Source organism: Parasediminibacterium sp. HNIBRBA5674 (assembly GCF_056745525.1).
In genome coordinates, this window is sequence record NZ_JBQWIE010000030.1 from 24,081 (window position 1) to 39,948 (window position 15,868).

General features: G+C 36.0%; 14 protein-coding genes. 6 read left to right on the forward strand and 8 right to left on the reverse strand.

Features of this window, described 5'->3' with window-relative positions:
• Nucleotides 1-38: 38 nt before the first annotated feature.
• Nucleotides 39-3,359 carry a preprotein translocase subunit SecA gene (gene secA / locus ACT9TX_RS14165; protein WP_481339191.1) on the reverse strand — a complete coding sequence of 1,107 codons (3,321 nt, stop codon included), beginning with the start codon at nucleotides 3,357-3,359 and terminating at the stop codon, nucleotides 39-41.
• A gap of 190 nt (nucleotides 3,360-3,549) precedes the next feature.
• Between secA and ACT9TX_RS14170 the strand changes: the two genes are divergently transcribed.
• Entirely contained in the window at nucleotides 3,550-4,200 is a 651-nt protein-coding gene (locus ACT9TX_RS14170) for a DUF6992 family protein (RefSeq protein WP_481339192.1), read from the forward strand.
• Nucleotides 4,201-4,285: 85 nt separating this feature from the next.
• Here ACT9TX_RS14170 and ACT9TX_RS14175 read toward each other — a convergent pair whose 3' ends face one another.
• From ACT9TX_RS14175 to ACT9TX_RS14195, 5 genes are all read right to left on the reverse strand, one after another.
• Nucleotides 4,286-4,795 (reverse strand): acyl-CoA thioesterase, encoded by a 510-nt coding sequence (locus tag ACT9TX_RS14175; RefSeq protein WP_481339194.1) that lies wholly within the window; start codon nucleotides 4,793-4,795, stop codon nucleotides 4,286-4,288.
• A gap of 84 nt (nucleotides 4,796-4,879) precedes the next feature.
• The gene (locus tag ACT9TX_RS14180; protein WP_481339195.1) at nucleotides 4,880-5,980 is read right to left on the reverse strand and encodes a mandelate racemase/muconate lactonizing enzyme family protein; all 1,101 of its coding nucleotides are present in this window, start codon (nucleotides 5,978-5,980) and stop codon (nucleotides 4,880-4,882) included.
• 90 nt (nucleotides 5,981-6,070) lie between these two features.
• Complete coding sequence (locus ACT9TX_RS14185) at nucleotides 6,071-6,850, reverse strand: ABC transporter ATP-binding protein (RefSeq protein ID WP_481339197.1); 780 nt, start codon at nucleotides 6,848-6,850, stop codon at nucleotides 6,071-6,073.
• A 132-nt stretch (nucleotides 6,851-6,982) separates the two neighbouring features.
• Complete coding sequence (locus ACT9TX_RS14190) at nucleotides 6,983-7,621, reverse strand: hypothetical protein (protein WP_481339198.1); 639 nt, start codon at nucleotides 7,619-7,621, stop codon at nucleotides 6,983-6,985.
• Between the two features lie 301 nt (nucleotides 7,622-7,922).
• Nucleotides 7,923-8,681, reverse strand: a complete 759-nt coding sequence (locus ACT9TX_RS14195) for a DUF6261 family protein (RefSeq protein ID WP_481339199.1) — start codon at nucleotides 8,679-8,681, stop codon at nucleotides 7,923-7,925.
• Between the two features lie 576 nt (nucleotides 8,682-9,257).
• Here ACT9TX_RS14195 and ACT9TX_RS14200 point away from each other — a divergent pair.
• The 5 genes from ACT9TX_RS14200 to ACT9TX_RS14220 all read left to right on the forward strand — a co-directional run bounded on the left by ACT9TX_RS14200 (nucleotide 9,258) and on the right by ACT9TX_RS14220 (nucleotide 13,638).
• A complete protein-coding gene (locus tag ACT9TX_RS14200) occupies nucleotides 9,258-10,379 on the forward strand; it encodes an AAA family ATPase (RefSeq protein ID WP_481339200.1) in 1,122 nt (373 codons plus the stop codon).
• A gap of 2 nt (nucleotides 10,380-10,381) precedes the next feature.
• Nucleotides 10,382-11,008 carry a DUF3226 domain-containing protein gene (locus ACT9TX_RS14205; RefSeq protein ID WP_481339202.1) on the forward strand — a complete coding sequence of 209 codons (627 nt, stop codon included), beginning with the start codon at nucleotides 10,382-10,384 and terminating at the stop codon, nucleotides 11,006-11,008.
• A gap of 80 nt (nucleotides 11,009-11,088) precedes the next feature.
• The gene (locus tag ACT9TX_RS14210) at nucleotides 11,089-11,739 is read left to right on the forward strand and encodes a hypothetical protein (protein WP_481339204.1); all 651 of its coding nucleotides are present in this window, start codon (nucleotides 11,089-11,091) and stop codon (nucleotides 11,737-11,739) included.
• Nucleotides 11,740-11,747: 8 nt separating this feature from the next.
• On the forward strand, nucleotides 11,748-12,155 hold the full coding sequence (locus tag ACT9TX_RS14215) for a ribosomal maturation YjgA family protein (RefSeq protein WP_481339206.1): 408 nt from the start codon (nucleotides 11,748-11,750) through the stop codon (nucleotides 12,153-12,155).
• Between the two features lie 82 nt (nucleotides 12,156-12,237).
• Nucleotides 12,238-13,638, forward strand: coding sequence for a DUF4403 family protein (locus tag ACT9TX_RS14220; RefSeq protein WP_481339208.1), 1,401 nt, complete (start codon nucleotides 12,238-12,240; stop codon nucleotides 13,636-13,638).
• 74 nt (nucleotides 13,639-13,712) lie between these two features.
• On the opposite strand, the gene ACT9TX_RS14225 is transcribed toward ACT9TX_RS14220, so the two are convergent.
• Together ACT9TX_RS14225 and ACT9TX_RS14230 are read right to left on the reverse strand one after the other, a co-directional pair.
• Complete coding sequence (locus ACT9TX_RS14225) at nucleotides 13,713-15,251, reverse strand: TSUP family transporter (RefSeq protein ID WP_481339210.1); 1,539 nt, start codon at nucleotides 15,249-15,251, stop codon at nucleotides 13,713-13,715.
• Nucleotides 15,252-15,323: 72 nt separating this feature from the next.
• The gene (locus ACT9TX_RS14230; RefSeq protein ID WP_481339212.1) at nucleotides 15,324-15,842 is read right to left on the reverse strand and encodes a hypothetical protein; all 519 of its coding nucleotides are present in this window, start codon (nucleotides 15,840-15,842) and stop codon (nucleotides 15,324-15,326) included.
• Between the last annotated feature and the right edge of the window lie 26 nt (nucleotides 15,843-15,868).

A 15,868-nucleotide genomic window follows, 5' to 3' on the forward strand; every position in this document is an offset into this window, starting at 1 on the left:
ATTTACGGGTTGCTCATTATGTTAATCTAGTTGATAGCTTATTCAGCGTCTTTACCGTGGCAAGCTTTGTATTTTTTGCCACTACCACAAGGGCAAGGATCGTTACGACCAATTTTTGGTCCTACAACTATTGGCTGTTGCTTTACAGGTGTAGGGTCGTAATAATCATTTTCTGATGGTGCAGGTTCAGTACCAGAACCATCAAAATCTTGCTTGCGAGATTGCATTTTACTTAAGTCAGTTTTTTGCTGGCGACCTTCCTTTACTTGGCTTTCATTTTCAAGAGGTATGGTTGCATGACATAAGAAAGACACAATGTTTTTATTGATTTCTTCATCCATGTTTTTAAACAAAGTGAAGGCTTCAACTTTATAAATTACCAATGGATCCTTTTGCTCGTAAGTAGCTGTTTGAACGCTTTGTTTTAAATCGTCCATCGCTCTTAAATGCTCTTTCCATTCGTCATCAATCAAGTTTAATGTCACCGTTTTTTCAAGGCTGTTCAATAGCTCTAAACCAGAAGTAGTAAGGGTTTTATCCATACTAGCTAAAACTTGTAAGCCACGTTTGCCATCAGTAAATGGTACAATGACGTTTTCAATATGTGTGCCTTGGTCTTTACGAATATTTTGGAAAACAGGTAACGCTTGTTCAGCCATTTCAGCTTTTCTACGTTGGTAATGTGCTATGGCTTCATCGTATAGTTTTTCAGACAATTGCTGTGCAGCAGCTTTATTCAATTCTTCAGCAGTGATAGTTGTATCAATGCCAAAGTTTACAATAGTTGCTAGTCTAAAACCTTCGTAATCGCTTTGTTCTTTAAACGAATTTACCAAGCCTTCAGCAACTGAGTAAAATGCATTGTCTAAGTCAAGCGCTAAACGTTCACCAAATAAGGCGTGGTTACGTTTTGTATAAATAACCGTACGTTGCTTATTCATCACATCATCGTACTCAAGTAAGCGTTTTCTAATGCCAAAGTTGTTTTCTTCTACTTTCTTTTGGGCACGTTCAATACTCTTGGTAATCATGCTATGCTGAATCACTTCGCCTTCTTTATAGCCAGCAAAATCCATCACTTTAGCAATACGTTCGCTACCAAACATACGCATCAAATCATCCTCAAGTGTTACAAAAAACTGTGTAGAACCTGGGTCACCTTGGCGACCAGCACGACCACGTAACTGTCTATCTACACGACGGCTTTCGTGACGTTCTGTACCAATAATAGCCAAACCACCAGCTTCTTTTACACCAGGCCCTAGCTTGATATCGGTACCACGACCTGCCATGTTGGTTGCAATTGTAACCGCACCTGCTAAACCTGCTTCAGCAACTACTTGTGCTTCACGAGCATGTTGCTTAGCGTTCAATACATTATGTGGTATTTGCTTTTGGCGTAACATTCTGCTTAGCAATTCACTCACTTCAACAGAAGTTGTACCTACAAGCACTGGTCTGCCAGCTTCTCTTATTTTGGTAATTTCTTCAATTACAGCACCAAACTTTTCACGTTTGGTTTTGTACACTAAATCTTCTTGGTCAATTCTTACAGCAGTAATATTGGTAGGAATTGTTACCACATCTAGTTTGTAAATATCCCAAAACTCACCAGCTTCTGTTTCTGCAGTACCAGTCATACCACAAAGCTTGTGGTACATACGGAAATAGTTTTGAAGCGTTACGGTTGCATAGGTTTGTGTAGTCGCTTCAATTTGTACATTTTCTTTAGCCTCAATAGCTTGGTGTAAACCATCTGAATAACGACGGCCATCCAAAATACGACCAGTTTGTTCGTCTACAATTTTTACAGCACCATCTAATACCACATACTCAACATCTTTATCGAATAATGTGTAAGCTTTTAGTAATTGTTGTACAGTATGAATACGATCTGCCTTTACAGAATAATCGTTAATGATACTTTCTTTTTGACGCAATTTATCTTCAGCAGTTTCTGCGCTTTTATCTACAGTTGCAAGGCTTATGCTGATATCTGGAATGATAAAGAAATTAGGGTCTTCACCAGCTTTAGTAATCAACTGAATACCTTTGTCTGTCAACTCAACTGAGTTGTTTTTTTCGTCAATGTAAAAGTATAATTCAGCATCAGCTTTAGGCATTTCTCTCTGCTGATCTGCGAGGTAGTAGTTCTCTGCTTTTTGCAATTTTACTCGCATACCAGGCTCACTTAAAAACTTAATCAACGCACTGTTTTTAGGTAAACCACGATGTGCTCTAAACAATGCTAAGCCGCCATCTTTAGGGTCGTCATTGCCTTCAGCAATTTTCTTTTTGGCTTCGTTTAAAAAACTGTTAGTTGCACGTTTTTGAGCATCAACCAATTTTTCAATTCTTGGTTTTAATTCAAAAAATTGCTCCAAATTATCTTGCTTACCAATAGGTCCGCTAATAATTAAAGGCGTTCTAGCATCATCAATTAATACGCTATCCACCTCATCTACCATTGCAAAATGGTGCTTGCGCTGTACCATTTCATCTGGATTATGAACCATGTTATCACGCAAATAATCGAAGCCAAATTCGTTATTTGTACCGTAAGTAATATCTGCTAAATAGGCTTTTCTACGTTCTGGCGTATTTGGTTGGTGTTTATCAATACAATCTACCGTTAAACCTAACCACTCGAAAATGGTGCCGTTCCACTCACTATCACGTTTTGCAAGGTAATCGTTCACAGTAACAATATGTACACCTTCACCACTTAATGCGTTTAAGTAAGCAGGTAAGGTACTCACTAAGGTTTTACCTTCACCAGTGGCCATTTCGGCAATTTTGCCACTGTGCAACACGCTACCACCAATTAATTGCACATCGTAATGCACCATGTTCCAAGTTACCTTACCACCACCGGCTGTCCACGTATTTTTAAAAATACTTTTATCGCCTTCAATAGTTACGTAGTCTTTTTTTACGCCTAATTCTCTATCAAGTTCAGTAGCAGTTGAAACGATAGTTTCGTTCTCTTTAAAACGTCTTGCAGCTTCTTTAATAACTGCAAAAGCTTCTGCCTGAATAGCTTTTAAAGCATCTTCTAATTGCTTGTCACGCTCTTTTTTAAGTTTGTCTACTTCTTGGTAAATGCTATCTTTTACATGAATATCACTAGCAGGTAATGCTTCAGCCTCTTCTTGCTTTTTAGCAATGTCTGCATCAATTTCTTTTAAATGTTCTTTGATGCGACTTTTAAATTCTTGCGTTTTACCACGCAATTCATCGTTTGTTAAGCTTTGATACTGTTGAAAATATTGGTTTATTTTTTCAACGATAGGTTTAATCTGCGCAACGTCTTTCTCGCTCTTATTACCTCCTAATAACTTGCTAATAAATTTCAACATATATCTTGTATAATTGTATGAATGGTGTTAATATTTATCAAATAAAGTGCTGTAATATTTTTTAGTCAAATTGACACACTTATTTTGAGGCGTTAAATATAAAGAATTTGATTTCAGATGAGCGATATTGACACATTTGTATGGACAAATGGCAATATGGGTTCAATTTTTAGTCATTAAAAAATTACACATGAGAATTACTTTTTTTTGTTGCCTATCTTTTCTAATGCTTACTAGTAAAGCTTTTTCACAATCAAGTACTACCGATTCTGCTTTAGTAAAAATTGACACGCTACCAAATACGACGCAATTGGTAAGTTTAGATTCAATTGCTAAAAGACGCAGTCAATTGAATAAAACCAATATGACCATTTTGGCAGGTTGGGCTGGTGTAAATATCGTTCAAAGTAGTATTTCGTCAGCTAATGCTACTGGCAGCGACAAAGCCTTCTTTAAAATGAACACCTATTGGAACGTTGTAAACCTAGCAATAGCAGGTGTTGGTTTGTACAGTGTGAAAAAAGCGACTAAAAAAAAATTGTCTTTAATGCAAAATGTGAGCGAGCAACAAAAGCTCGAAAAGATATTACTAGTAAATTCTGGTTTAGATGTAGGATATGTATTTGCAGGCTTATATTTACAAGAGCGAGGGCAACGTATTGGCAATACCGATACTGAAGGTTTTGGTAAAAGTATATTACTGCAAGGTGGCTTTCTCTTGGCTTTTGATGTGATACAATATTGTCTGCATCATGCTAATGGTAAGCACTTAAATGGTTGGTTGCAAAAAGTAGATATTGGCGCTTCGCAAAATGGTGTAGGTGTGGTGTATAGGTTGTAGGTGATGGTGCATAGCATAGGTAATAGGTCATGGTAAAATACAAAGATGATAAACCATGACCTATCAATTATAGCCTACGACCTATTTAAGAAAACAGTGCTTTCAATTCAGTCGCTTCATCAGCCTTCATTTTACCTGCTAAGATTAAACGCAATTGTCTTCTACGTAAAGCACCATCGTAAACTCGCTTTTGCTCATCGGTTTCGGGTATAAAAGCCGGTACAGGTTTAGGTCTGTTATTTTCATCTAGTGCCACAAATGTGAGATAAGCCTCATTGCTTTCGTATTTTGTTTTGCGCAGTAAATCTTCGCCCCAAACTTTTAAATGTATTTCCATAGATGTTGTAAAAGCACGAGATACAATGGCTTCTATGTGTACAATATTGCCAAGTTTAATAGAGTTTTTAAAGCTTAAATTATCTACAGAAGCGGTCATGCAAGGGCTATTGCAATGTTTTGCTGCGGCAATACCTGCGGCAATATCCATCCAGTACATTAATCTACCGCCCATTAAATTACCAAATGTGTTGGTGTCATTAGGTAATACCATTTCATTCATTATTGTAAAACTCTCACTCGCTTTTTTTGCTTCCATTGTGCGAAGATAACCGCTGATGAATAATGGTGTTTACGATTTACATGATTTGACATCTGGCGATAATAAATTAAAGACATTGAATTATACCACCACTTGCACCAAATCTTTTAAGTAAGCATCATCAACATCTGCACCAATACCAATGGCATCGCTGAGTTGCAAATGCATATTATTGTAAGTAACGCCACCAATTACAGGGTCTATTTTATGGCCTAATAAGCAAGTATCTAAATCGTAAAAATGGATATTATCATTTGCCATGGCAAAATGTACTTTGGCCGTTAATGCAACACGGCTTTCAAGCATGCCGCCCATCATGCATGGTATCTTGTTTTGAGCAGCGACAGCATTAATTTTTATCGCTTCCAAAATGCCGCCACTTTTAGAGAATTTGATGTTGATGTATTTGGCCGCTTTATTGGTAATAATGCGTTCAGCATCGTGGTGGGTAAATACACTTTCATCGGCCATAATAGCTATGGGTGAAATGGCACAAAGCTGTGGTAGTAAATGGTCGTTGTGCTTGCGCATGGGCTGTTCACAAAACTGAATATCGTATTTGCCTAAGCCTGTTAATGCTTCTACAGCTTCCTCAAAAGTCCAACCTTGGTTGGCATCAATTCGTAAGATAATGTTGTTACCAATTGCGGCTCTTATTTGTTTGATGCGCTCAATATCATCTTTTGGCTGTTTACCAAGTTTTACCTTAATAATGTTCACGCCTTTTTTTGCTACAAATTCTATAGCTTGTTGCGCCATATATTCTGGTGTGCCAATGCCTATGGTTAGGTCGCTTTCTATATCTTTTTTGCTACCGCCTAAATATTGATACAATGGTTGATTGGCGTGCTTTGCAGTAATATCGTACAAGGCTAAATCGAAGGCACTTTTAGCGGTATAATTACCTGCTGTGTAGCTATGCAGTTCTGCCATTCTTGCTTCTATGTCTAGTGGGTTTTTGCCTTTCCAGATAGCAGCAAAATCTTTTGCCATTTCGTAGCAAGTAGCTTGCGTTTCGCCTACAATCATAGGAAAAGCCGAACATTCACCTACACCTACAATACCTGCATCAGTATACACACGAATAAAAATGTTTTGTGCATAATCCATAGTACCTGTGGCAATAGTAAAAGGCACCATTGGTATGGAATACTTGTAAATGTGAATGTGGGTGATTGTCATTCGTGATTTTTTTACCACATAGGCACAGTAGATAAATCCTAAAATAAATTTCTATGTGGCTTTGTGTCTATGTAGTGATAATTTCAACTACTAAAATTGCTTGCCTTCTGCCTCCATCATACGCATTTGCTTGGCATCTTGTAAAAACTCTGATGCGAAAATGAATTTATTGAGCAGCTCATTTTTGCTGAAAATAATTTCTTTATTACTTCCTTCCCATTGTTTTTGCCCTTGGTGCATGTATACAATATGGTCACCAATTTCCATCACACTGTTCATGTCATGCGTTACTACAATGGTGGTTATTTTGTACTCAAGGGTAATCTCTTGAATCAATTTATCTATCAGTAAAGATGTTTGAGGGTCTAAGCCAGAATTAGGCTCATCGCAAAACAAATATTTTGGGTTTAGTACTATGGCACGTGCAATACCTACACGTTTTTTCATGCCGCCGCTTATTTCTGATGGAAATTTTTTGTTAGCGCCTGTTAGGTTTACTTTTTCCAGCACTTCATCTACACGTTTGCGCCTTTGTGCTAGTGTCATTTTACTAAACATATCTAGCGGAAACATCACATTCTGCGCTACTGTCATGCTGTCAAATAGTGCAGAACCTTGAAACAGCATACCTATTTGCTGGCGCAAAAGCTTACGCTCGGCTGTTTCCATGGTGGTAATATTTTTACCGTCGTAAATAATTTCGCCTTTATCTGGCTGAAATAAATCTACCATGCATTTGGTTAAAACCGTTTTGCCGCTACCACTTGCGCCAATGATGAGGTTACATTTACCTGCTTCCATCACTGCATTGATGTCGTTCAATATCATTCTGTCTCCAAACGACTTCTCAATATTTTTCAGTTCTATCATTACTGCAAGATAAAGGGTTTGCTTTTACCACATAGACACATTAGGCAGATAGTTTTTGGAAAAAATATTGCTGTAATAAAAAAAGCTATCACAATTGAATGCAATAGCTTTTTGAAAATGTATGATTTGAAATTATTTCTCGTAAGGAAAATTTCTTGACACTTTACGCATCATTCTGTCCATTAGTTCGCTTGCTGATGAAAATACACCATCATTCATATCTTTAGAAAATCTCCAAAGTAACTCGCCATCAACACCATTTTTAATTTGCATTACTAGCTGTCCACTACCTGTTTTAGAGCCTAAACCACCAAACAAAATTGTTTTTGCAATTGCTGCACCTTCTGATGAAGTTTTTTCGTAAGAATAACTAGATTTTATAACTGCATCAACACCTAATAGTTTGGCTATAGAATCTACACCTATCTCATCAAGTTTATCAAATATGCCAGCCTTTCTTAGCAAAGTGTTGCTTTTATCTGGATCTTGAAAGTCTACAGTAAATTTATCTTTTTTTCTCAATAGAAATGTAAACATTTCATTTTGTAAATCACGAGATAGTTTTTTTTCTTCTTCCTTATTTGCTGCGGGATCAAAGTTTTTAGGTGGGCGCTTGTACGAGATACCTGTTGTAAATGGTAAAATGGCTACAATTTTGTGTTTAGCGATCGCTTCTTTCATTTTTGGCGATTCGAAAACTTGTTTTGCACCTTCTTGTGCAAAAACACTCAAATTAGTTAGCAGTAATAGTGCTAATACTAGTTTTTTCATTTATAAGTTTTTATGGTTAAAATGCAATAGTATGTTTTTTACAAATGCTATTTTGCAACCTTTCCTTTTTTCTGAATTATATTTTTGTGAATTTAATACTAAGCTTGTTTTTTGTATCTGTATTACATAACGCAAAAAAGCAAAGCCAACTATATCGGTCTAGTTAGTTTGTTTGCAATTGCAATCGCATACTATTAAAGTGTATTGTAGTCTCAGTAATGCTATAAATTGTCCATCATTTACCCACAATAAAAAAGCACCAGCCTTGCGGCCAGTGCTCCAAGTTAGTCAGCTTTCACCACTAACTTGTGGGGGCTACTATAGGGGGTGTAGACTTCTTCCTGCGCCTTGCGGCTAGCAACACATTGTATTTATCTATTACTGCGTTTATACTATTAATAGTGGTAACGTAAATGCTTGTATCTGTTTCATCGTTTTCTGCTACCGTGTACTTACTCATTATGGCATCACGTAGTTTGTACCAGGCTTGCGCTGCATCTATACGTTTGCTTTTTAGGGTATTGGTAAATGTGCTTTCGCCAGTAGCTTGTGCACGTTGCAGAAACTTCGTATTAAATGCAATATTAGTTGCCTCTAAATGATTTACCCATTCTGTCAACTTTAAATCGGTGAGTGCAGCTTTTAGTTCGGGTTTATCGTTCCATTCTTTTAAAATATTGGTGATAGTAGCAGTTTCTTTTTGGTAATTATAGCGGTCTATACCTGTACCAAATTTTTTTAAATGCTCAAATAGCAACACACCCAAAGCCCTTGTAGCAGGTAGTTTGTGGTGTGTATAGCTTTCTATTTGTAGCATAATGCCTAAAAAAGCATCGTCACGGTCAAGGTCAAGCGCAAATAATTCATCTGTTAAGGCACTGCTTTTATCGGCCTTAAACAGGCTTAATATTTCGGTTTGCTCATTTTTAAAAGCATCGTAAAGCCTTCCTACGCCTAAGGTAGTGGGATTGTTCAACTGAATAATTCCTAAAATATCGGTATTAAATTGCGAGGCTTCTGTGTTTTGAAGATTGGCTAATGAAATGGCATTTATTTTCATGATTAAATGATTTTTATTTTGGTTGTACTTGAATTTTTATTTATGAAAACCCCAACGAATTTGCAAAACCGTGTCATAAGGTTATGAAAGGCATATTAAACTTGAAAAATGGTGTCATAAGTTTATGAATGCTATTTATTTTTTGTAAATGCTTGTCATATGTTTATGACAGGCACTTAAAACTTGCAGCAAGCTTTCATACGTTTATGACACGCCTTTACAAATTTGTTTCAACTTGTCATAAACGTTGGTGGCTTGCTTTGCAGCCCAACATACAAGCATTGCACAGCTGAAAAGTGATTACAATATTGCATACTTACTTTGTTCATTGCTACTAAGCGTTATTAACAAAAATCCCCTAAGAATACAGCCAAGATTATCAACAGACAATTGCCATAGCAAACTGCTTGTTGGTATACTTAAACCATAAAAATTAAGGGGTATCGTAAAAGTAATGAAAATATGTATATGGTAGCGTTTTTTAGAAAAATATTTTTTTATGTATAGTAATTTTGGTTGCAAATAATAAATCATAGGCTAAATGATTAACTTTCCACCCAATAAATACATGGTATTATGCTTGATTCGTTAGAGATAAAAAATTTTAGAAACCTAAAACATTTAAGGATAGAATCTCTAGGTGCTGTTAATTTAATTATTGGGAAAAATAATACGGGTAAATCGTCAATACTTGAAGCAATAATGATTTATGCGAGCAAGGGGGATTTGAATATGATTTATTACATACTTGATGGAAGAGGTGAGAACTACATATCAAATCTTGCTAGCTCTAAAGAGGATTTGACTGATCTTAATGTTAAGTCTTTATCATCTTTATTTACTGATAGACGGTTAGCGTATTCAAGTGAGAGTAGTTTGTTTATTGGCCAAATCGATGATACCTTATCTACAGATGAAAGAGTGAATAATGATTTTGTGGTGATGAATTTTGTAAAATATAATTACGAGGACGAGTATGATTCATTTGGTGATTCTCATCGAAAAAGGGTTGCTATTAAAAATGATTCACCAGATTTAATAGTTGACAACAATATTGGACTAGAAATGCGTGTTGGTAAAATTGGTTATATCCATCAGCTAAAAAGACTTAATAACTATCGATTAACTCAATGGCAAACTGTACAATTTGTTAGTACTTCTCATGCTAGCCGTGAAATTAATGGAAGACTGTGGGATGCCATTGCCCTCACTGATAAAGAGCAATATGTAATAGAGGCACTTAAAATAATTGAGAAAGATGTTGACCGAATTGCATTTATTGAAGATAATCCAGGCAATCGGGTTGCAAAAATTAAACTCATTAACAGTCAAGATGTAGTACCGTTACAAAGTATGGGTGATGGTATTAACCGCATCCTCACCATTATCCTCGCTTTAGTAAATGCAGATAGTGGGTATTTATTGATAGATGAATTTGAAAATGGGTTGCATCACTCGGTACAAAAACAACTTTGGGAAATAGTCTTTTTTCTTTCTAAAAAATTGAATGTACAAGTATTTGCTACCACGCACAGTGAAGATTGTATAAAAGGTTTTGAAAGTGCATTGAATAGTGATACTAATGAGCAATCTGGTAAATTGATACGCCTTGCCTTAAAGAATGGTATGGTAAGTCGAGAAGAATTTGATGCAAAGGAGTTAGAATTAGCCACTGAAAATGTAATTGAAATTAGATAGTAATGAAGCAACCAGAGGAATTTACACAAAAACTATTGGTTGAAGGCAATGATGATCTTCATGTGGTTAAGGCTTTGTGCGTAAAGCATAATGTGAAACATGATTTTGATATAATCGATTGTGGAAGTATCGAAAAGGTATTTAACCAACTTGACACAAGATTAAAATTAAAAGATACCAACACCACTATAGGCATTATTGTAGATGCGGATGACAAATCACAACCAAGATGGGATTCAATATCTAATAGACTAACAAAGTTTGGATTCATAGTGCCTGAAACTATACCAAATGGCGGGCTAGTTTTAAATCACAATGACGTTAGAGTGGGTGTTTGGATAATGCCAAACAATGTATTGAACGGTATGTTAGAAGATTTTATCGCTTTTTTAGTGCCTAAAGAAGATAAGCTTTTAAATATTGCAAGAACAACATTAGCTGACATTGAGGCAAAGAAATTACAACAATATGCAGCCGTTCATAAATCCAAAGCACTAATACATACTTGGCTCGCATGGCAAGAGAATCCTGGTACACCAATGGGGCAAGCCATTACTAAAAAATATTTAAATGCAGATGAAGAGACTAGTTTGTTATTTGTAAATTGGTTAAAAGAAACATTTAGTTAAGTATAGAAATAGAAATGAAACTATTTACAGACCACTTCGATAGCAATATTATTTAGTAGAATCGGTCAAACAAATAAACTATGCCTCAATATCTAAAACTTCTATCAATAACCATTCTTATTTTACTTATAAATTGTAACTGTCTTTTTGCGCAGCAAACACCACAAAGGCAAACGGGTATTTACAAAACCTATCAAGAGTTTTTAGATAATAAGCCAAGTATAACCAAAGCGTTTAAAATAGTAATTGATACCAGTATTGATTATGAAAATAAGGATACATCTTATGGTGAACCTAGTTATGCTTTTGTAGATGGAAGTAAGCGTGTAAAAGATATTTGGGGCTTGTGCGATAGCGGTAGGGTATATGTGAAATTGAAAAGTACAGGTTTGATAGAACTTGAAAATATGGGGCGATATCCTTTTGTTATTTTTGAACCGAAAGTGCGTCCTGGTATTTATTTGTCGCCTTACTTAGTTGGTGCTGCAATTTCAACAGGTTTGGCGGTGGCAAGTTTAGCTAGTAAAAAAGTAGGTACAGGAAAAGAAGTGATTGGTTATTTTAATGAAAAGGGTAAGTGTATTGTAATAGACTCAAAGTACGATATGGAACAGCTATTAAGACCAGAAAAAGATTTGTTTGATGCTTTTTGGGATGAAAAGAAAAAGAATTTAGAGGTTTATAAAAAATATCTGTTGTTGCTAAACCAACGCTATCCTGCACATTTATAAAAAAGAAAATGCCCTTAAAACTAACCTTTAACAAGTATTACGGTTTACTAGCTTTTAGCCTTTTTATAGTAGAAGTACTAATAGCATTGTATGTACATGATACCATTGTAAGGCCTTATGTGGGTGATTTGTTAGTGGTTATTTTACTGTATTGTTTTGCCAAAACATTTATTGATACACCTGTATTGCCCACGGCTATTGCAGTGTTGGTATTTGCTTATATAATAGAGTGGTTGCAATATTTGCAAATAGTCAATTGGTTGGGTTTACAGCACAATGCTATTGCAAGAACGGTTATTGGTACTACGTTTCAGTGGGGAGATATATTGGCTTATACACTTGGTATAGGGATTGTGCTATTGGTAGAAAAAGTGAGAAGTGTTTTACAACGAAATAAACAGGTTACAAACATTTAAAGTGGTATTGCAAGTTTACACTTGTTACGTAATAGTTTTGTGCCATTAACTGATACTACAAGCCAACCATCAAACTTTCTTTATGACACAATTTTTGGGTAAAATAGCCCTTGCAACTACCATAGCTTTTGTATTATTCGGCTGTTCCTCCACACAAAAAATAGAAGCTTTAAAACCTTCACCAAGTTACGCCACCGATATTGTGTATGAGAAGCAAGTGAGCTATTTTAACCTGCCTGTAGAAATTACCATGATAGACTTACAAGGGCAAATAAACAAGTATTTTAATGGGCTTGTGTACGAAGATAACTTGCTTGAAGACGATAACATGATGGTAAAAGTATGGAAGCAAGGACCTATTGTACTAAACGAACGTTTTGGTAAAATAGATATGGTTTTGCCACTAAAAATATGGGCTAAAGTGCGCTATGGTTTTGAGCAATTTGGTGTAAAACTATACGATACCAAAGAGCTAAACTTGAATGGTACCATAAAGTTAACTTCTGTGGTAACCTTTAAAAACTGGCATTTTACCACCACTACAGAAATTACTGGTTTCGATTGGGCTGAAAGTCCTTCGGTAATTATTGCTGGTAAAAATGTGCCAATGACTTACTTAGTAAACCCCGCTGTGAACTTGTTTAAAAAGCAAATTGCGAAAAACATAGACAATGGTATTGAGCGCTCAATGGATATAAAACCTTACGTGTTAAATGCCCTTGAAGTGATGAGCAAACCAACCGAGGTAAATAAGGATTATCATGTGTGGCTCGGTTTGCAGCCTTTAGAATTGTACACCAATCAAGCAGTGGTGGCAAATAAAAAAGTAAGTATTACCATGGGGTTAAAAGCCTATGTAGAAACGTCTATTAATGCACAGCCTTCCGTTAAGTTTGATAAAACAAAATTATTACTACAAGGTGCTGAAAAATTACCCGCAGATTTTGGTGTAACCATTGCTGGTATTGTTACCTATGCCAATGCTTCTGCTTTAATGCAAGCCAATTTTAATGGTAAAAAGTTTGAAAGTGGTAGCCGTTCTATTACCGTAGAGAAGATAGATATTTGGGGTAAAGATGGTAAAATGATTATTCAATTAGGTATGACGGGTTCTGTAAATGGCAATTTCTATTTGTCTGGTATACCCAAGTATGACGCTACCAAAAAAGAAATGTATTTAGATGAACTTGACTTTGTATTGGATTCAAAAAATAAACTCTTGAAGCTTGGTGATTGGCTAGCACATGGTACGATTGCTACCAAAATAAAAGAGAACTGTAAATATTCAATAGCTGATCAATTAGCGCTAGGTGAGAAGAATGTAAAAACTTACTTAAGTGGTTACGAACCTGTAAAAGGTGTAAAAGTTACGGGTACTTTAAGTTCGTTAACACCACAAAAAATAGTATTAACTAGTAATGCCATTATTACAACCATAGATGCTAAGGGTAAAGTAGCCATTGCAATTGATGGTATGCAGTAATTGAATTTGAAACGGTTGTATAGCGCAATAAAAAAGCAGCCAAACGGCTGCTTTTTTATTGCTTAAATATTTATTTACTTGGTTAGATGTAACACATTAATAATGGCACGAACCAAGGTGTTAGAGCTTGTGGCAATTACCAAAACACCAACTGCAATCAGCATGGTTTTTACAGGTAGTTTGCCTACCAATCTTGCTGCTATTGGTGCTGCAATTACGCCCCCAATAATTAAACCTGCCACATCTAAAATAGGGATGTGTTTTAGTAAAATAAAGAAGGTAGTAGCACTTGCAAATACCACAAAAAATTCTGCCAAGCATACAGAACCAATCACGTAACGAGTATTTTTTCGTTTAGATACTAACGTACTTGTTACTAAAGCGCCCCAGCCGCCGCCAGCAAAAGCATCCAAAAACCCACCTGCACTTGCTAGCCAACCAGCACTCGTTACTTTATCTTGTGCATCCTTCTTTTTGTAAGCTTTTTGGATAATGTAATAGCCTAAGTAAATAGTATAAATGGATAGTGGGATTTTAACGTAGATGGCATATTCTTTTGCAAATACCGCCAATGCAGCACCAGTTACTGCACCAATAATACCTGGAATAACCAGTGCTTGAAACAGCTTTTTATTAATGTTGCCAAAGCGATGGTGGCTATAGCCAGAAACACCGCTACTAAACACTCTTGCTGAGTGAACACGGCTACTTACAATAGCAGGATTTACACCAATTGCGAGTAAAAATGTGGTAGAAATAGTACCATAACCCATACCTAAACTACCATCTGCCATTTGCGCTATAAAGCCGCACAGCATCATTAGTAAAAACGATTTAGTGTCAATATATTCAGGTAGTTTTTTTGCGCCAGCAAGTATATCGTTAAAAGGTACAAAGCTGAAAAACGTGTGGCCAACAATCATAAAAAAGAAGGCTAGCAAGCACCATTTTACTATTTGCTGCCACTGCTTATGTTCAGGCTGGTCAGTAGGCTGAATAACAATTTTAGCCGCTAAAGTTTCTGATGCTTCTTGTGTGGCTACTAAGGTTTTCGTCACCTCATTTAGCTGCGTTACTTTATTGGCAAAATCACCTTTTAGTTTGTTACGAATGGCTGCCATATTGTTCAGCAATTCGTCCATTTCGTCAGGTATTACTTCGTTAAAAACTTCCTTTACACGCTTGGCTACTGTTGGCGATTTACCGTTAGTGGAAATAGCAATTTTTAGGTTGCCTTTTTTTACAATGCTACCTAAATAAAAATCGCATAGTTCTGGCTTGTCAGCAGCGTTTATTAAAATGCCTTTTTGCTTGGCATCAGCAGCTATAATAGTGGCAAGTTCTTTATCATTTACAGCCGCTATTACCACATCTGCATCGTTTAAATCGTCGCTGTGGTAAGGCTTCTCTACCAGTTGAATATTTGGGTAATTGCTGGCAATGTTTTTTATATCATCGCTTATGGCAGTAGCTATCAGTTTTATATTGGTCTTAGGTGCATTGGCCAAAACGGCTTCTAATTTTTCTAAACCAATAAGCCCGCCACCAACCATTACAAGGCGCAGATTTTCTAGTTTTAAGAATATAGGGAAGAGATGATTTGATTCTTTCAAAACGCAAAATGTTTTTAATCCACAAAATTAGTAGATTAAACAACTTGTGGCAAATCTTCTTTTATAAATAGCTTAAAATGTAATACCTACTTGCACATTCAGTGCTACCGATGCAGGCTTATCATTACCAAAACGAAAGGGTATAGGTGTGGCAATAAAAATATTATTGGTTTTAGTTTTTGCTATTATTTTATTAAAAACCAAAGTTGCACCATACCTACCACTTGTTTCAAAAGCTGCCCTTGTTAAAATAGTAAAACCATGTTTTTTACGAAACATATAGCCGGGGTGAAATAATACGTTACTCGTTTTGCTAGTACCGTCAACTGATTTAATAAATGGTACTATCTCAAAACTAAAACCTGATGTATTGCTTGTTAAAATGTTAACGCCAAAAGGAAAACCTACGGTATAAGCACCATTAGAAAAATTGTAAACAGTTGCATCTTTATCTACCGTAACCAATGGATGCACCACACTAAAATAGCCATAAGGTTTAGGGTAAGTAACTGTTGCATTAGTTGTTGTAGTTTGCTGCGCAAATGAAGTTGTTACGAGTAATATGCCAATAAATGTAAGCCAGTGTTTCATGTATTAATTTTTGATTGCGGGGCGAA